We start from the raw sequence: 18,096 nt of genomic DNA on the forward strand, positions 1-18,096 counted from the left end.
GCTCACTTCACCTTGCGCAAAGGAAACGTCCTCACTGCGTTCGTTATCGTTAACCCTTTGCACTTAATTCACCTTGCGCAAAAGCTACGGACTTCGTCCGTAATTTTGCACTGTAGCGTCGATGATAGTGTGGCAGCTGCCATGTGAAAGTAGAACATCGCCAGGTCCTATTTAAGTAAAAAGCCCATCCATTGTGATGGGCTTTTTGCGTTTTTGGGTCTGTAGGTCGTGATAAGCGTAGCGCCATCCGACGTTTAAGAGAGTCCCTCGGCATTCTATAACCCTCAGCGTTCCATAAAACCGCTCACTTCACCTTGCGCAAAAAGAGCGTTTCGCTTCGCTCATATCGCTAACCTTTTGCACTGTATTCACCTTGCGCAAAAGCTACGGACTTCGTCCGTAATTTTGCACCCCAGCTTGCGCAAAGGAAGCGTCCTCACTGCGTTCGTTATCGTTAACCCTTTGCACCTTAGGTCTATTATCGATACTATGGCCTTACGACAGATAGAATTGAGAGTTAACGTGTCGGTCTACCTCATATACTTGCTAGTGATTTTTGCGTTGTTTGGTACAGCTGCAAGCTACTTTATTCGCTTTTTATATTGTTACTGGATTAAAAGACGTATCGAGATGAGTTATATCTGGTATGCAGGAGGGTGTGCCCTACTCATTGTTGTGATCTCTGTAATAGGGCGAATTTTTATATAATGCCTACTGTATGTAGGGTTGGCAGGTTTTTTTAATACACAAAGGAATAACGGGCAATACCTGCTTACAACTACTCTGTGACTGTTTTCCAAGGTTAGCTTTGTGTTCTTGCTCGGTTATGAGCGCGGCGACTTCCGCTATTTTTTGTTCATTAGCTTCTTTGGTTGAGTAGATCATGTATTGGGTTGGACCTTCACAGGATAGTCGCTCTCCAACTTCTAGCACCTTACACTGATAACTGGCATCACAGCTTTTCTTTGCTGTCAGGTCTGCGAGTATGTCATAGTTAGTTTTCTTTGGTTCTACAGGCGTCGCCGACCACAGAGTGTGGCATCCAGTCATTAAAGTTCCACAGAAAACTATCGAAATAAGGCGCAATTGTTGTTTCATAGTCGCTCTTTAGTATGCTTCTTGAGACGTATTTGAGAGTGTAACACATTTATTTTCAACACATTGAGTGCTGGGACGAGTTAAGTGTTCACAAATACTCATCATATTATTTTTGAAGTTAAAGCTACTTTCATATGCCGTGATCTTCTTGGCAAGCTCTGTCACTTCGGTGGTAGAGCTAGACTTGCTTGAGTAGATGAGATAGCTACTTGGTCCGCCACACGCTCGGCTTCCAACAGCTTTAATGTGGCATTGAGATGTATTATCACAACTTAAATCTTGAGTAAGTGACTTAAGCTGCTCATGAAGTTCATCGATATCCTTTTTCTCCACATCGGTAACGTTTAACACTGTTTTTTCATCTAGTGAGACATCAAGTTTTCTTTCTTCGCTTTGCTTAGCTACTACAGTTGGGCTTTCTTGCTTTTTAGCATGTACGTTGGTGGAAGTATTATCACTGTCTTCCGATTGAGCGCAGCCAGCTAGAGTAAGTGATAGCAACATAGCGTGTGTTAGTTTCATCATAGTGATTCCTTGTTTTTTAGATTAGTTTGCCCGTTAAGCTAACATGTTACAAGTGTGAACCAATCGTTATTTAGATTACTAGTCGATTTGCTATGCACTTAGGATATGCCCCCTTGAGTTAATTTAGTTGGATCTAATATGACCTCTAGCTCTTGATGAGTTAGGTTTGTATGCTCTTTTGCTACGTCGATAATGGGCCGCTGTTGTTTATATGCCAGTTTTGCGATTTTTGCCGCTTTCTCATAGCCAATGATCGGGTTTAGAGCTGTAACCAGAATAGGGTTTTTAGCGAGTGCTTTGTCCAAATTAGACTCATTTACTGTAAAGCTGCTTATTGCCTTGTCGGCGAGTAAATGGCTTATGTTCGTTAAGATCTCAATACTCTGAATGATGTTGAATGCAATGACTGGTAGCATAACATTGAGTTCAAAATTACCAGATTGGCCTGCAACAGTAATAGTCGTATCGTTACCAATTACTTGCGCACAGGCCATTGCAGCAGCTTCTGGGATCACTGGGTTAACTTTACCCGGCATGATAGAGGATCCTGGTTGTAAAGCTTCTAGTTCAATTTCTGCTAAGCCGGCAAGTGGGCCTGAATTCATCCAACGCAAATCGTTGGCAATCTTCATTATTGCTACAGCAAGAGTTTTCAATGTGCCAGACAGGTTCACTACACTGTCTTGGCTACTTATTCCAAAAAAAAAGTTATCAGCGACGTCAAACTTAATACCGAGATTTGCACTTAAATTTTCGTTAAAGATTTTAGCGAAGTGAGGGTCTGCGTTGATACCCGTTCCTACTGCTGTACCACCTTGAGAGAGTTTACATATTTCACTAAGTTGAGACTGAATATGGTGTTGGGCATGGTCTACTTGAGCCTGCCAACCACTGAGCGTTTGCGCTAAGCTAACGGGCATCGCGTCCATCAAGTGGGTTCGACCAGTTTTAACGTAATGACCGACCTCTTGGCCTTTAGCCGCTATGGACTGCGATAAATGAGTTAAAGCTGGAAGCAGTTCGTATACGAGCAATGTCGCGCAGCTTACATGAATGGTTGTAGGTATTACATCATTGGAGCTTTGTCCCATATTTACATCATCGTTAGCATGTATAGACAAGCCACTTGCTTGACTTGCCAACGTGGCGATAACTTCATTGGCATTCATATTTGAACTTGTTCCCGAGCCAGTTTGAAAAACATCTACAGGAAACTGCTCTAAATGTTTCTCATCTATCACTTCTTGAGCAGCCGTTATGATGGCATCGGCCTTTTCTTCAGATAGGTGGTTCAGGTGTTTGTTGGCTTGTGCGGCAGCTTGTTTGATATAAGCTAGAGCACGAATAAAGGAAACGGGTAAGGTTAATCCACTGACCGGAAAATTATTAACGGCGCGCTGTGTTTGAGCCTGATACAGCGCACCTACTGGGACCTCAAGACTCCCCATACTGTCTTTAGTTGTACGTGTATTTGGCATTGTTGCTCCTTGCAATAGTGTAACAATGGTTCTAAGCGAATTTAACTTTCTTATGTAGTGTTTATATAGTTGATATATTGAATAATTTCTAATGAATTCTCTAATTGAGTGGCAATTAGTCGGTGGGTTAGAGCTGGTGCGCTATATAATGGGAATGACAAAGCTAACTATGTAGTGTACGTCATTACATAGTTAGCCGCTAAGCATGGTTAGCTTAGCAAAATGTCTTAGTTGTAGCCGAGTACAAAGAGCTGTGCAGTTTTTGGTGCATCTTCTTGCTCACTAGGAGTTAGCAAATCTTGCACTTCTTTTCGATAGTCATCACTTTGCACAAATAAATTGTCGTCATGGGCTTCTACAAGGCCACTTTCGCAGATTGGCATGTGCGTGATAGTTGAAATAAACATAGTTGGGTCCTCGTGTGGCTGTATGTCACTATCACTATAGCAGGTGTTATGCCAAAATAAGAAAGTCTTGAAATACAATTGATTAATCGTAATCTTAAAATAAAGCATGAATTTTTTATGGCTCATTGCTTCAACGGTGGGCAACTGTGCTCAATATAAGTGCAAGGAGTGACTGGATGAATAAACCCTTTTCCCAAGCCTGTGAAAACAACAAAACCCCGATATTGTCAGTTTTAAAGCCATATCTTGAGCAATATGACTATGTGCTCGAGGTTGGCTCGGGCACAGGTCAGCATGCCGTTTACTTTGCTGAATCAATGCCGCACTTGGTATGGCAGACTAGCGATCGGCTTTGTAATCATGAAGGTATTGAGGCTTGGTTGGTAGAGAGCTCTGCGAGCAACGTAAGAAAGCCGCTGAGTTTGGATCTCAATCAGCCTTGGCCCGTTCAACAGGTGCCCGTTATTTTCACGGCAAATACGTTACATATCGTAAGTAAAGCGCTCGTTGAAAAGCTGTTTGTAGGCGTTGCTCAACACTTAGCGAATGGGGGCTTGTTGTGTATATACGGACCTTTTAATTATGATGGGGCATTTACAAGTGCAAGTAACGCTGCTTTTGATAGCTTTTTAAAAACACAAGACTCACAAAGCGGTATCCGAGATATCGAGTGGGTTTGTGCAAAGGCGCAGCAGGCTGGGCTAAAGTTGCTGCAAGATCATAAAATGCCAGCTAACAACCGATTACTCTTGTTTAAAAGGTAACAACGTTATACAACGCTGCTTGTACTGTTGTATATGGTGGTTTTCACGTTGTATAAAATCCTCAATTGCATCTCGAAAGGTGGGGTGAACCAGATAGTGACGTGAATAAGTATTAACAGGTGAAAAACCTCGTATTAGTTTGTGCTCGCCTTGTGCTCCAGCATCGAACTTAGCGAGTGTATGTGAAATCGCAAATTCAATGCCTTGGTAGTAGCAAAGTTCAAAATGAAGTGTTTGAAACTCCTCCAAAGAGCCCCAGTAACGGCCATATAAAGTGTTTGCATCAATTAGATAGAGACTGGCGGCAACGAGCTTATGTTGCTCAAATGCTGCACAAAGTCGCACTGCTTGAGGTAAGTGTTGCAACAACAACTTAAAAAACGAAAGGTTGAGATAGCCTTGGTGCCCAGAACGTTTTATGTACGTGGCCTGGTAACAGCGATAAAAAGATGTCAGTACTTCATCATCTATCTGGCTGGCAGATAGCCATCGGATTGACAGGCCATGGTTTTTTGCTTGTTGCCGCTCTTTTCTGATGGACTTTCTACGTCGAGATGTAAGGCTGTTGAGGTAATGTGAAAAGTCTACATAGTCGTTGTTTAGCCAATGGAACTGGACATCTTGTCGCTGTAAAAATAGCTCGTGAGGCTCACTCTGATCTGTAAGAAAGTTGATATGTGCACCCGACCAGCCGTAGACGCGACATGACTCAATCAGAGTTTGGTGGATATATTGAATTAAATCAGTACTTAGTGACTGACACAATATTCGCTTTCCTGCTACGGGAGTGAATGGTACTGCGCACAACCATTTGGGATAATAGCTAAGGCCATAACGTTGATACGCGTCTGCCCAAGACCAATCGAATACATACTCTCCATAAGAATGGCTTTTAATATACCCCGGTATAACCGCCACTAGCGCTTCATCTAGGTAAACCAGTAGGTGTTGTGGTTGCCACCCAGTGGAAGGATGGACACACTGACTTTGCTCTAGTGCGTTGAGCCATGCATAACTACAAAATAGGTTGTCACCTGCCAGAAGCTGCCATTGATCAGCTGGCACGCATGAAATGCTGTCAATAAATTTATGGTTGTACATGGGTGCTAAAGTGATTATCCAAAAATGTCGTTAGATAAGCGACGAAGTCGTCGTATGTTGGGTTAAACGTCAAACGCTGTAACGGCACCTCATAACTGGTGTTTCGAGATGTGCGTTCGCCTAACAGTGGCGTAGGGTGCTTTTTACACTCCAAGTACTTGGGCAGTTCAGCTAAATATCCGCCGCAGCTGCGATAAGTCCCTTGCCAGCCGTAATAAGGGTGCTCTGGTGGCTGTAGTATACCGATATGAGACATATCTATTGTGGAATCACAAGTGAGATGATCACATCGAGGACTCAGTATGTTGTAACCCTTTGGTAGCTGTGCTTTGGCTGTATTTTTATTCCCATAATACAATAACGAGTGAGTAGTGGGCCTTTGGCTATCCAAAGCAAAGCGCTCCAGCATAGCGAGACTTGCTAGGCTATCAATTGTGGTATCAACTTCACTGAATGCGCTGAACAAGGGTAGGTTCGCTGGAAAGGTTTGCGTGGCGAGCGTGGCCATAGCGTCGTTTGCCAGCGCCGCTGCTTGCCAAGGGAATGATTCATACTTGGCAAAGTCGAAGTCGGCATCTTCATCAATCCAGTTTATAAAAGGTACTTTCGCTATCCATTTAGCAAGCCAGCCGTGTTTGTTGTGAGGCTCGCTTGCGGGGGATATTAATGCCATAGCAGTAATATTTTCGGTAGGATTCTTTGATACTGCAGTGATAGCGAGTGCAGCGCCAGTTGAGTAACCAAGTACAGCAAATTGCTGAAAATCTTGCGAGGTACGTGCAACCGCGTAATTAACCAAGGCTTGCCACTGACTCAACTCTATATGTTGAAGGTCACTTGGTGCTGTACCATGTCCTGGCAACAAAATAGCACGCACGTTGTAGCCTTGTTGATAAAGCTGCCCGGCTAAATAATGAAATGTAAACGGTGAGTCTGTTAGACCATGGATGAGTAAAATGGCACGGTCGTTATTGTTATGACGTAATTCAAACGGTGCGACTAGATCGGCAACCTTCACATCTGTAATCTCATATCCTAGCTGTTTTGCGACCGGTGTGAGTATGGGGCAATTTTGTTGTGCACGGGTATTACGACTGCTAATGATGGCCTTAGCCTGAGCTAGATATTCACTAAATGGTGCTGTGTGATCAATGTTCCATGTTATTGGTCCCTGATCTCTTGCAAATCGAAAGGTACCCTGTTGCTGGGCTTGCTCAACCTGTTGCCAGTTACTTGCAACTTCAAGGCATGACATTGAAGCCATATCACCAGAAGAAAGTGAAAAAACTAATTTGCTCCAGCAGCTAAGGATAATTGAAATAGTTATTAATCTCATAATGTTAACAGTAACTCGCTAGACATATCGCGAGCTTATCTCTCTCTAATGGTTTTGCGAGGTGCCGATTAAAGCCAATCGCGATCGCATGTGCTTTGTCTTCAGGCATTACATCAGCAGTGAGCGCTACAATTGGCAGTTCATCAACCCCTTTAAATTGACGTATCGCTGCTGTGGCTTGATAGCCATCCATAATTGGCATTTGGCAGTCCATGAGCACAACATCATAGTGTTCACTTTTCACCGCTTCAATGGCTTGTTGTCCATTACTGACCACAGTATGTTGTATATCAAACGATGACAGCATGGCTTTTATAACAAGTTGATTAACCGGATTATCTTCTGCAACAAGCACATGTAAGCAGTGAATTTGTGACGTATCTACCTGCTCAATTTGTTGGCTTTGAGCACTGGCATTTCGCAAGCTGATAGCTAGGGTAAAGGTACTGCCTTGAGCAACTTCGCTTTGTAGGCTGAGTGTCCCCCCCATGAGCTCAGAGAGTTCTTTCGCAATCGCCAGCCCTAACCCTGTGCCGCCATATCTGCGCGAAGTTGAATTATCAGCTTGGCTGAACGCACTAAAAATGGTTTTTTGCTTTTCTGATTCTATACCAATGCCGGTATCAGTTACCGAAAAAGCTAAATCAACCTGCTTTGTACCATATTGCGCTTCTACTTCGAAAATAACACTGCCACGTTGCGTAAATTTAATGGCATTGCTACATAGGTTGATCAGTATTTGCTCCAACCGCATTTCATCGCCTAGTACCCAAGTGGATCCTGGCAGGTTATGTACCACTTGCCAAACAATATTTTTGTTTTGTGCACTGGAGGCAAACATGGTGTCGATGCGAGATAGAAGCGCTTGTAAATCAAATGGGTGTTCGTCTATCTGTAGACGATTTGACTCAATTTTAGCGATGTCTAAAATATCATTAACTAGGTTAAGTAAGGTCTTCGATGCGGAGCCGATTTTCTTAATATAATCTCTTAACTCACGGTTGTTATGTGAGCTGCTGGCCAAAGACGCGAAGCCAATCACGGCATTGAGAGGAGTGCGAATTTCATGACTCATGTTGGCTAAGAAGCGGCTTTTTGCATGGTTGGCGCGGTCGGATTGCTGTTTGGCTTTAGCCAAAGAGCGCGTTCGCTGCTCCACTAACGCATTTAACGCATGATGTTGATAATTAAATAGCAGCAAGATGTACACGATTAGCGCTGTGATACTCAGCTGCAGGATAAGTAACATGAGCGTCAGTTGTTGATTGAGCCTTGAAGCGTATTCTTCTTTTATAGATAACTCCATGCGCCATTTCTGCCCTGCAACAAACAAAGTAACCACTTTTTTATTTTGTTCGTCAATAAGCTGTTCGGGGCCAAAGTTTTTGTAAAATACGCCATTGTTGCTGACATCATAAAAAGCGACATTGAAAAGCTGCGCTTGCGCTTGCTTTAAGGCTTCAGCCAGTAGGGTTTCAACCTGTACAACTGCAGTAGCATAGCCTTTTATTGATTGACCTGCTGCTTGCGGTGCTGTGGTAAACACGGGGGAAAACAATAAGTAGGATGGTGCTGGACGGCTATCTTGCACTAAATAAATAATATCACTCGCCTGGGGTTCGGTTGTGTTGCTGGCATTGATGATAGCTTGGCGTCTACTCTCTTTTGAAAATACGTTGAAACCTAGTGCACCTGAGTTGCCGTTTAGTGGCACGATATATTTAACAATCACAAGGGGGTCATTTGGTACTAAAGGCTCCCCCTTAATTACTACTTCATCACCGTATAAGTCGGCGAGTTCTTCGTTGAGTTGGCTTCTATATTCTTGGGAGATTTGTTCGTTCCATGAGAGTGCTCGCAAAAAGGTGTATTGACTTTTTAAATGGCGGGCAGTGTCCTCAAATTCATGTAGCGTGAAATTTTGTTTTGCTTGTAACTGATTAGCAAGCGACTGAATAGCTAGCATACTTTGGTTTATGTAGCGATAAACAATATTCTCAATGATTTGAACTTCACGCTTGGCATTCAGGTTGGCGCTTTTGACATTGCCTTGGTTATATAAAAAGGTGGTAAGGGCAACTGATAGGCACAATACAACGCATGCGCTAAATGTGCTGGCGACGTTATTGAGTTTCTCTGAGCTGGCAAACCAAGGTTGTAACAGGATTAGTAGTGCGGGCGTCGCAATGAGCACTCCCAAAGAGTCACCTAGCCACCATGCGAGCATGTTATTCCAATGGTTGGCAAAGCTGTATTCTGGGTGATAGAAGCTGAGCGCAAATACGCCAATGTTCGCAGAAATTAAGTTGATTGCGATGCCAGTTAAGCCAATAAAATAAGCTATATGTAAACGGCTTTTAAGATGTAGAGGGTGACCAAGCCACGCTCTGAGCAAGTAGCCTCCGATCAGCGCTTGTAAAATGGCGCCAAATGCGATGATGCCAACTTCCACAACGTTTGAAACAGAGGCGGCGGCAAAACTCCAACCGTGTGCGGTTGTCCAATTAAATGTGGCCGACGCTACACCAAGGCCTGGTATAAAACGCCACCCCCAAATGAACATACCGACGAGACCAACTCCGGCAGGCAACCAAATTGGGAGTACCTGATCCTGAAAAGCGAACGCAGTAAGCAGTTTTCCCAATGCCAAATAGCTGATGGATAATAGAATGTAACTGAGCTGGCTTTGCCACGCATGCTTGAAGTTCATAGTTATTAGGTAGTTTTTTGTTATTGCGAGTAATTATAGCTTGCTTAGACTAACTACATTGATAATGTTATGCATATTCTCAGGTACAGTATAATCAGCAAGTTATTTCATAAGGTGTTGTTGTAACTATATGAACTAATTTGAATTAGAAATGGCAATAAGTAAAGGGGAAGATGTATGAGAGTCGAGAAAACGAATATATAGAGCGCATAAAAAAACCGCTCTTAAAGCGGTTTTCAAAGCAATGGCGGAGAAGGAGGGATTCGAACCCTCGATAGGGCTACAAACCCTATACTCCCTTAGCAGGGGAGCGCCTTCAGCCACTCGGCCACCTCTCCGACGCAAAACTGTAAAATATGGCGGAGAGATAGGGATTTGAACCCTAGATACGCTATTAACGTATGCCGGTTTTCAAGACCGGTGCTTTCAACCACTCAGCCATCTCTCCATGGGCCAAGATAATACTTAGCGAATTTGCTGCTGTAAACCACTTTTAAACTGTTTGCTTAAAATTTACACTAAATTTGCTTAATTTATTATTCAATGGTTAAAAATGAAGTAAATTGAGGAGGTTGATAGCGGAAAGTTATAGGAAAAAGCCGAAGTGTCACAGGTTGGGGGTGTGACACTTAAGCTAAAATTTACTTATAGAGCGTTACATGGCTTAACGCGAGCAATTTACCAAGTCGATTAAAAAACGACATCCATTCGAAAGCAACTTTTGTTGGTACGGTATTAACGGTGTTCGCTTGCGTGTTGCTGCACGCTGCAGCTGAATTAAGCATGTTAGCTCCTGTGTATATAAGTTTGACTGAAAACAAGGCTATTTTGCGCTCAAAATGCGCAAAAATAAAACGATAAAAATTGTGCCTTTCGGATAGAAATAACTAATGCATTTTGTTTTTTTATGTTTGAATATCAGGGCTGTTTTGTCATCTCATTCACTAATTTAAATTGGGTTTAAATATTGTTTTTTATTTATTTTCAATTCTTTATTTTGTTTTGTGTGTTTTTTCTTGGGGTGTGTATTGCATACTTATTCAAGTTAATTAATTTTATTTTAAAGGTATCTCTATGTTGGTTGTAGTTAAACCAAGTGGTGCAAATAGCGTACAGTCACATGTCGCATGGCTAAAAAGGCGAATAATTCAAGAAAAAATAGCATGTGAGTGGTTTTATACGCTTGGAGAGTATCAACAAGATGTACTAAAGCTCCGTGAGCTTGCACAAGCGCACCGATTATTAGTCGTGATAGGTGGAGATGGCACAATTAATGTGGCTGTGAACGCCATTATCGGGTTGAATTGTCAGTTGGCTATTTTACCAGCAGGTACAGGCAATGACTTTGCTCGTCAATTTAATCGTTCACTTAGTCAGTGGCGTAATACCGTTTTTGGCGAAAATACCATTGAAGTTGATGTAGGGTGTGTTAACGGCCGCTATTTTTTAAATGTGATGGGGCTTGGTTATAATGCCCATGTGGTCAGAGGCATTGATAGCCACAAACAAAAACATAGGTTCAGTTATGTGTGGGCAGGTTTAAAAGCATTCTTTTCCTATCGCGCCATTCGCGTAAACTCGCCCATTTTTGATGCAGAGCAAACCATGATGATGTTGCTTTTCGCAAATGGTCAGTATTTTGCTGCCGGTATTCAATGTGCGCCAAGTGCAAAACCAAATAATGGCTTTTTGACTTGTATACAGTTTTCAGCAACAACAAGACTCGCAAGCTTGTGTACAATGTTTGCCATGCTGTTCGCAAAGCATGAAAAGCAGGCTAATGTGCACACTGTTACGATACAGCAATTTGAGATCACTACGCCAGATCTAGCAATTGAAGCAGATGGAGAGATGGTCGGGGTCACGCCTGCACAGGTGAGTATTCACCCAAAAGCGGTTGCATTGCGGCTATAAAAAATGCCACACAGTGGTGGCATTGCGACGAAGTTAGCTGCTTACTGGGGAAGGAGCTAACCATGCTCTAAGTTTGTCAAAGGGGGTAAGCACGATGGCATTCCCCAGTAGCACGAGTAAGAAGCCAATAAAAGTGTTTTCTTGCCACACAAAACCTTCAAAATATGTACTTAGCATTACTGCGACTAAAGGAAAAAGCACAATCACGTAGCTGGCGCGTTCAGGACCTATGCTTTTCAACAGTGAAAAATAGCTGGCGAAAGCGATCACTGTGCCAAAAATAGCCAGGTAGAATAGTGACGCCCAATACTGCCAGTTTGCTTGAATGACTAATGAGTGACCCGAAAATTGCGTGTATGTCAGCAATAAAACCGCGCTGTATAGCATGCCCCACGCATTACCCTGCAATACTCCGACTTGCTGATTTGAGTTGCGTACACTCACCATATTACCAAAAGATGCTATGAGCGTACCTAATAGTGCGAGTGCTAATCCACCGATAGCACTGTTGTTGATGTCGAAATGTCTCAAGTCCTGCCAAAACAAGGCGACTATGCCAAGCAAACCAAGTCCCGCTCCAAAGTAAATACGCTTGGCGATTGGCTTAGAGAAAAATACTCTAGTGTTCACTATGTTTATGATCAGCAATAAAGAAAAAGCGATGGATGCCATAGCTGAATTTAGACTGTTTTGAGCCCAATAAAGAAAGAGATAGTTGGCACCAAAGTTACATATCGCGAGTAAAATAAAGAAGCCATGGTCCTTGATTGAGTATCGCATGGGTAGTTTTTTCATTAAAACATAAAGCCACATACACCCAGCCGCCAACGAGAACCTCAAACAAAGAGACACAACTTCGTTGACTTCACCTAATTGAAATTCGATGGCCAGCCAAGTGGATCCCCAAATTAATACTGTGATCAAATACAGTAGCATATCCTTCATAACTATTACCTTGAAGTTTGTAAGTGTAAACTTACATTTGTGGAAGGGTTGGAATAATGCTCATTGTAGGGGTATATTGTGTATATACCATATACAGAAAATGACAAATACAACCTATACAGATTGAGGGCGTGATGAGTTTCGTCGTATCCAAACAGCAAAGTGCCTATTTATACCAACAGGTCGTTCATTTAATCTCGCAAATGGCAGAGCAAGGCGTGCTGCGACCCGGAGAAAAGTTACCCTCGTTGAGAGTAATGGCGCAAAAGTTGGCTGTCAGTATTCCTACCGTTAAGCAGGCTTATCAAGCGTTAGAAGCACAAGGGAAAGTAGTAGCGAAAGAGAAATCCGGCTACTTTTTACAGGCGGCTCAGGTATCTCATGCCATGCCCAAACGCTCTCGGTTGTCCACCCAACCTATTGTTGTGAATAAGCAGTGCTTGATAGAGCAGGTTTATCAAGCGATTCACCAGCCACATGTGGTACCACTTGGTATTGCTAACCCAGTAGCAGTGGCAAGTACAGATAAAGCTTTGGCAAAACTGATGCGCAGGGCAATGAACATGGCAGGGCAGGCCATGATTAACTATGGTGCAATTGATGGCCTACCTGAACTCAAGCGACAAATTGTTAAACGTTATTTAGATATGGGGCTTGTAGTGAGCCCAGAGGAAATTGTGATCACCAACGGGGCACAGGAAGCACTGGCAATAGCACTACAATGTGTGACCAATGCCGGTGATGTGGTGGCGATTGAATCTCCCAGTTACTTTGGGGTCGTGGAATTGATAGAAAGCCTGGGTTTGAAAGCTGTTGAAGTGCCGCTGTGTCCTGATGATGGGTTGTGGTTAGCGGATTTAGAGCGAGCCCTTAACAAGCGAAACATCAAAGCATGCATTTTCTCAACCAGTATCAATAACCCTCTAGGATCTTATATGCCAGATGAGCGGCGCGCGCAGCTTGTGAAGCTGCTTGAGCATCATCAAGTCACCTTGATAGAAGACGATGTGTATGGTGATTTACACTTTACGCAGCAGCGTGGTAAACCAGCCCGTTACTTTTCCACAACGGGGAATGTCATCACTTGTTCGTCGTTCTCGAAAACTGCTGCACCCAGTTACCGAATCGGCTGGCTTATAGCGCCACAGGTTATAGGCCCCGCAAAGAGGTTGAAGCGTGCATTTAGCTGTTCATCATCATTAATGAACCAGTGGGTCTTGGCTGATTATTTGGCCTGTGGTGAATACGATCGTCATTTAAAGCTCTTGCGTAAGCGTTTGCTGGTGGCAAAAGAGCGTATGATGATGGCGCTGCGTCAGCACCTTCCTGATTTTGTGCGCGTGAGTGAACCAAAAGGAGGGTGTGTTTTATGGTTAGATCTGGGTGCTCAATATGATGGTACCAAGTTATTTCATCTGGCTCTATCACATGGGATCAGTATTGCACCTGGAGCGCTATTCAGTGCCAGTGATAAGTACAGGAGTTGTATCCGTATTAGTTATGGTGTGCTATGGGATCAAAAAACAGAGCATGCCATTGCACAGCTTGGGCAACTAGTCACACAAGCAAAAAAATAGTCGACATAGGGCCGACTACTTAGGGAGAGAAATGTGTGGTTAGTGCTTTAAGGTAAATAGTTGATAACCTGATAAAGCAGGGACTTGTTCTTTTAACTGGTTTTCAGTCTGTGCTATCACCGCAAATTGGTCACACAATGCGTGGGCTTGTTGCTCAATGTTTCGAGCCTGTAGCTCAACTTTTTCCTCAATTTGCTGACCCATATTTTCCATGCGTTGTTCAAACTTCTCCATATCGCCGCCGGAGCTTACCATTTGTGAACCAACAGCCATCAGAATGCTGCCAATAGACTCCATCATGGCTCCTTCAATTGCAGACTCAATTCGCTCTTCAAACTGTTGTTCAAAGTTATTACCAAAATCATTGAAGGCTTGTTCACCCATGATAAACGCACCTTGTTGGTAAAAGGTATCACGTACTTCTACCCGTACCTCTTCTAGCAAAGTACTTAATGAGCCAAACTCTTGTAATTCGAATGCAGCAGCAACTTCATCTAAAGCAACACCAGCTACTTTAATACCATCTAAGGCGATATTGGCAACCTGAGGTAATTTGCCACGCAATTCGTCAGCATAATTCATCACCGTGCGCTGTTGATCATGATTGAGTGCTATTTGCTCACCGTTGATAAATATTGTGCCGCTCTCAGTGATGCGCAATTTACCTTGGTCATTGCTTTTGGTGATGAGTAACTCATCGGGCGTGATACGAACATCATTTTGAAAACTAACTTTGCAGTCGGCAGAGCTGAACTGCAGGTGTGAGCCGTCCACCTGCGAGTGTGCAAACGATGTGCTACTTACAGATAAAGCTGCTAACAAGACTAATTTTTTCATGTGGAAAATCCTTGCTTATGATAGATACGCCAATGGTTATTCAAATCTAATGCCAATAATTAAATGTCTTTAATATCAGGTGTTTGTTGTTTTTTGGCGTTTTTTTTGATGTTAGCAAATTTTGCTTTTTGACCATAATTTAGCTTGTTTGACTAAAACTACAACAATGATTAAATATTTTTATTAAGACGATAAAAAACTCTCACTTCCAAGATTTGAGATTTCCAGCTAAATACTCACTTAGGTGAAGGGATCACGATTGTGAGCGCACTTTCACCAAGTAACTATTATTAACACTTATTGGAGTGGGTTGTGGGTAAGACATTTTCTTATGATGCGCTTGATGATGATTTTGTAGATGACGAGTACGAAAACCTCGGCCGTAATCAGCATGATAAGCAAAAGCGAAAGGTAAAGAAAAAGCTCGATGACTATCTTGAACAAAAGCGCTTGCGCAAAAATTTAGGTGAAGATGATTTCGATTATCTTGATTAATTAAAAAGGAGGCGTTGGCCTCCTTTTTAATGCCACAAATAGGCTAGCCGTTTAGCGCACCTATAATTGATTGGACAAGCTTCTCTGGTTTGGTTGTCGGTGCAAAACGTTTTAATGGCTGGCCATCGCGAGCAATTAAAAATTTACTAAAGTTCCATTTGATACGTTTCCCCAAAAGCCCTGGCAGAACATCTTTAAGGTACTGATAAACAGGGTGAGTGGTGTCACCATTGACATCAACTTTTTCCATCATTAAAAAATCAACACCGTAGTTAACCAAACAGCCTTGCTGTATTTGTTTTGCATCACCAGGCTCTTGTCCACCGAATTGATTACATGGAAAGCCGATGATAACTAAACCTTGATCTTGGTATTTTTCATGTAGGGCTTGTAGTCCTTCATATTGATGCGTTAAGCCACACTGGCTTGCAGTATTGACTATCAATACCACTTTGCCTTGCAGTGCTTGAAAGTCAAATGGCTGACCTTGTAACGTATTGGCAGAAAGTTGATAAAATGGGTGCATCGCTTGATATCCTCTTGAATGATAGAAAAAACTAACACGTTTAAGCGAAACTATCGAGTAAGAACTCAATTAGCAAACGAACTCGATAAGGCATTAAATCCTTGCGTGGATATACCAACCATGTCGCGCCATCATTGACTTGAAATGGCTCTAGAATATAGCTGAGTTGGCCTCGCTCTACATACGGTTGAACAATATCTTTGGCCATATGGGCAACGCCTAGTCCAGCTAGACAAGCATTGATCAAGGCATATGAATTGTTGCTGCGCCAATTGCCAGAAACTTTGATCTCCTCCAGTTGTTCACAGATCATGAATCGCCAGCGACCGTGGGCACCGGTCAGACAATTATGATTCTGTAAATCATAAGGGTGGCGTATCATCCCCTTTTGAGCTTGATAGTTCTGGCTTACGACCCAAGTCATAGGTCGGGTGTATAGCTTACGTGCAATTAAATTGGAGTCTTGTAGCAGGCCAAAACGAATGGCCAGGTCAAACCCTTCCTCTACGAGATCAACATTACGGTTGTTAAAATCAATGTCGACATTCACTTCGGGATAGAGCTTTAAAAACTCGGCGATTTTTGGCGCCACCTGATTAGCGACAAAATCTCCTGCACCAGAAATACGAATCGGGCCTTTGGGGGTGTTTTGTACACCTTGTACTTGGTTAGTAGCGTCCACTAATTCTTGCTGAATGACTTTGAGTTTGGTGGCGTATTGGCGGCCTGCATCGGTGAGGTTTTGGCTTCTTGTGGTCCGCTGAATGAGCACCGTCCCCAAGCGTTGCTCTAACTGTTGTACTTGTCGGCTAATATATGATGCTGAGACATCTAACTTATCCGCTGCTTTGCTAAAACTGCCCTGTTCAACAACGGTGAGGAAAACTTCTAAACCTTGCCAACTCACGATAAATAGCTCCAAAATGGAAATAATCTCATTATATCTCTTTTATTGTTGCTCTGAGGCAAAAGTGTATTTTATTTGGAGTGCTTTTTGTGATGCTAACTTTTTAATACACTGCCAATCGACAATGACAGCAGATACGTACTCTGTGTTATCAGCAAAAAATTAACCAATGGAGCAGTGCATGCTAAATTTTAGTTTTGTTAATCCCACACATATTCACTTTGGTGAACAGCAAATATCAACTTTAGCGGTCAATATTCCGTTAGACGCAAAAGTACTGGTTGTATACGGCGGTGGTAGCATTAAAAGTAATGGCATTTATGAGCAGGTGGCAAGCGCACTAGAAAAACATGTTTGGGGAGAATTTGCAGGAGTTGAACCAAACCCGAGTTATCAAACCTGTATGAAAGCTGTGGAACTTGTTAAAGCACACAACTATGACTTCATTCTAGCTGTTGGTGGTGGCTCGGTGATTGACGGCTGCAAATTCATAGCAGCTGCGGCTTGTTTTGAGGGTGAACCTTGGGAGATTTTATCTAAAGGTGCACCAGTTGAATCTGCTTTACCAATTGGTGTGGTATTGACCTTGCCTGCAACAGGCTCAGAATCAAATAGCTTTAGCGTGGTGTCCAATCTGCAAAGCAATGATAAATTGCCGTTTGCTACCCCACTGGTACAGCCTAAATTTGCCATCTTAGACCCAAATGTTATGACCACATTGCCGACACGCCAATTAGCCAACGGTGTTGTTGATGCGTTTGTACATACTATGGAGCAGTATTTGACTTACCCCGTTGATGCGAAAGTACAAGACCGCTTTGCAGAAGGGTTATTGATGACGCTGATGGAGGAAGGTCCGAAGGTGTTTGCTAAAGATGCGCCTTACGCTGTTAAAGCTAACATAATGTGGTCCGCGACGATGGCATTGAATGGTCTGATCGGAGCGGGTGTACCGCAGGACTGGAGTACTCATATGATAGGTCATGAGCTGACAGCCGTTTATGGTCTGGATCATGCGCAAACTTTGGCAATCGTATTACCACGTATGATGATGGAACAAAAAGAGGCCAAGAGAGAAAAGCTGTTACAATACGCACAGCGGGTACTCAATTTGGATATGTCTGATGAAGATGCTGCAATTAAACAAGCCATTGAGAAAACAGAAGCATTCTTCCACAGCGTGCAAATGCCAACACGTTTACGAGATTATGGACTCGGGGAAGAAGTCGCGGATAAAATAGTGGCTCAACTGGAGCGCCATGGCATGGTTGCGTTGGGAGAGCATCAGGCTGTAACGCTAGAGAAAAGTCGCAGTATCTTATTGCAGTGTGTATAACGTACCCGTGTATCTAAAAAATATGGCGTTTGTGTAGATACACAGCGCCTCTCTCAGTTTTTGTCCTCCTGTCAATATCGTCTGCGTTTATGATTTGAATTTGATATAGTTTGCTATTATTAACAGGCAATTGCATGTCG

Annotated in this window: 18 protein-coding genes and 2 tRNA genes; 6 read left to right on the plus strand and 14 right to left on the minus strand. The window is 42.9% G+C overall.

Annotated elements, in window-relative coordinates:
* Positions 1-522 precede the first annotated feature (522 nt).
* Entirely contained in the window at positions 523-708 is a 186-nt protein-coding gene (locus BET10_RS21730; protein WP_083330429.1) for a hypothetical protein, read from the plus strand.
* 3 nt (positions 709-711) lie between these two features.
* Here the strand turns inward: BET10_RS21730 and BET10_RS03435 are convergent, their stop codons facing one another.
* From BET10_RS03435 to BET10_RS21315, 4 genes are all read right to left on the minus strand, one after another.
* Positions 712-1,098: a hypothetical protein gene (locus BET10_RS03435; protein ID WP_083330426.1), complete on the minus strand. Its 387-nt coding sequence runs from the start codon at positions 1,096-1,098 to the stop codon at positions 712-714.
* A gap of 9 nt (positions 1,099-1,107) precedes the next feature.
* A complete protein-coding gene (locus BET10_RS03440; protein WP_070983438.1) occupies positions 1,108-1,623 on the minus strand; it encodes a hypothetical protein in 516 nt (171 codons plus the stop codon).
* Positions 1,624-1,721: 98 nt separating this feature from the next.
* The gene (locus BET10_RS03445; protein WP_070983439.1) at positions 1,722-3,101 is read right to left on the minus strand and encodes a class II fumarate hydratase; all 1,380 of its coding nucleotides are present in this window, start codon (positions 3,099-3,101) and stop codon (positions 1,722-1,724) included.
* A 227-nt stretch (positions 3,102-3,328) separates the two neighbouring features.
* Positions 3,329-3,508: a hypothetical protein gene (locus BET10_RS21315; RefSeq protein ID WP_071038908.1), complete on the minus strand. Its 180-nt coding sequence runs from the start codon at positions 3,506-3,508 to the stop codon at positions 3,329-3,331.
* 176 nt (positions 3,509-3,684) lie between these two features.
* Between BET10_RS21315 and BET10_RS03455 the strand changes: the two genes are divergently transcribed.
* Positions 3,685-4,272, plus strand: coding sequence for a DUF938 domain-containing protein (locus BET10_RS03455; RefSeq protein WP_070983441.1), 588 nt, complete (start codon positions 3,685-3,687; stop codon positions 4,270-4,272).
* Here BET10_RS03455 and BET10_RS03460 read toward each other — a convergent pair.
* The 6 genes from BET10_RS03460 to BET10_RS21415 form a co-directional block, all read right to left on the minus strand.
* Positions 4,252-5,337, minus strand: coding sequence for a GNAT family N-acetyltransferase (locus BET10_RS03460; RefSeq protein ID WP_441295585.1), 1,086 nt, complete (start codon positions 5,335-5,337; stop codon positions 4,252-4,254). The genes BET10_RS03455 and BET10_RS03460 overlap by 21 nt on opposite strands.
* Before the next feature lie 22 nt (positions 5,338-5,359).
* Positions 5,360-6,637 (minus strand): alpha/beta hydrolase, encoded by a 1,278-nt coding sequence (locus tag BET10_RS03465; RefSeq protein ID WP_170829105.1) that lies wholly within the window; start codon positions 6,635-6,637, stop codon positions 5,360-5,362.
* 76 nt (positions 6,638-6,713) lie between these two features.
* On the minus strand, positions 6,714-9,419 hold the full coding sequence (locus BET10_RS03470) for an ATP-binding protein (RefSeq protein WP_070983444.1): 2,706 nt from the start codon (positions 9,417-9,419) through the stop codon (positions 6,714-6,716).
* Positions 9,420-9,664: 245 nt separating this feature from the next.
* Positions 9,665-9,757 (minus strand) — tRNA-Ser (locus BET10_RS03475).
* Between the two features lie 19 nt (positions 9,758-9,776).
* A tRNA-Ser gene (locus tag BET10_RS03480) sits at positions 9,777-9,867 on the minus strand.
* Between the two features lie 193 nt (positions 9,868-10,060).
* The gene (locus BET10_RS21415; RefSeq protein ID WP_170829106.1) at positions 10,061-10,204 is read right to left on the minus strand and encodes a hypothetical protein; all 144 of its coding nucleotides are present in this window, start codon (positions 10,202-10,204) and stop codon (positions 10,061-10,063) included.
* 289 nt (positions 10,205-10,493) lie between these two features.
* Between BET10_RS21415 and BET10_RS03485 the strand changes: the two genes are divergently transcribed.
* The gene (locus BET10_RS03485) at positions 10,494-11,333 is read left to right on the plus strand and encodes a diacylglycerol/lipid kinase family protein (RefSeq protein WP_070983445.1); all 840 of its coding nucleotides are present in this window, start codon (positions 10,494-10,496) and stop codon (positions 11,331-11,333) included.
* Positions 11,334-11,366: 33 nt separating this feature from the next.
* Here BET10_RS03485 and BET10_RS03490 read toward each other — a convergent pair whose 3' ends face one another.
* Positions 11,367-12,278 (minus strand): DMT family transporter, encoded by a 912-nt coding sequence (locus tag BET10_RS03490; protein WP_070983446.1) that lies wholly within the window; start codon positions 12,276-12,278, stop codon positions 11,367-11,369.
* 134 nt (positions 12,279-12,412) lie between these two features.
* Here BET10_RS03490 and BET10_RS03495 point away from each other — a divergent pair, with 134 nt between their 5' ends.
* Positions 12,413-13,855 (plus strand): aminotransferase-like domain-containing protein, encoded by a 1,443-nt coding sequence (locus BET10_RS03495; protein WP_070983447.1) that lies wholly within the window; start codon positions 12,413-12,415, stop codon positions 13,853-13,855.
* Positions 13,856-13,894: 39 nt separating this feature from the next.
* Here the strand turns inward: BET10_RS03495 and BET10_RS03500 are convergent, their stop codons facing one another.
* Positions 13,895-14,692: a YggN family protein gene (locus BET10_RS03500; RefSeq protein ID WP_070983448.1), complete on the minus strand. Its 798-nt coding sequence runs from the start codon at positions 14,690-14,692 to the stop codon at positions 13,895-13,897.
* Between the two features lie 312 nt (positions 14,693-15,004).
* Here BET10_RS03500 and BET10_RS03505 point away from each other — a divergent pair, with 312 nt between their 5' ends.
* The gene (locus BET10_RS03505) at positions 15,005-15,187 is read left to right on the plus strand and encodes a PA3496 family putative envelope integrity protein (protein ID WP_070983449.1); all 183 of its coding nucleotides are present in this window, start codon (positions 15,005-15,007) and stop codon (positions 15,185-15,187) included.
* A 43-nt stretch (positions 15,188-15,230) separates the two neighbouring features.
* On the opposite strand, the gene BET10_RS03510 is transcribed toward BET10_RS03505, so the two are convergent.
* Both BET10_RS03510 and BET10_RS03515 read right to left on the minus strand, forming a co-directional pair.
* Complete coding sequence (locus BET10_RS03510) at positions 15,231-15,713, minus strand: glutathione peroxidase (protein ID WP_070983450.1); 483 nt, start codon at positions 15,711-15,713, stop codon at positions 15,231-15,233.
* 40 nt (positions 15,714-15,753) lie between these two features.
* Positions 15,754-16,620: a LysR family transcriptional regulator gene (locus tag BET10_RS03515; RefSeq protein WP_083330427.1), complete on the minus strand. Its 867-nt coding sequence runs from the start codon at positions 16,618-16,620 to the stop codon at positions 15,754-15,756.
* A 181-nt stretch (positions 16,621-16,801) separates the two neighbouring features.
* On the opposite strand from BET10_RS03515, the gene BET10_RS03520 reads away from it, so the two are divergent.
* On the plus strand, positions 16,802-17,956 hold the full coding sequence (locus tag BET10_RS03520) for an iron-containing alcohol dehydrogenase (RefSeq protein WP_070983451.1): 1,155 nt from the start codon (positions 16,802-16,804) through the stop codon (positions 17,954-17,956).
* Positions 17,957-18,096 lie beyond the last annotated feature (140 nt).

The organism is Pseudoalteromonas amylolytica (assembly GCF_001854605.1).
Taxonomy (GTDB): Bacteria; Pseudomonadota; Gammaproteobacteria; order Enterobacterales; family Alteromonadaceae; genus Pseudoalteromonas; species Pseudoalteromonas amylolytica.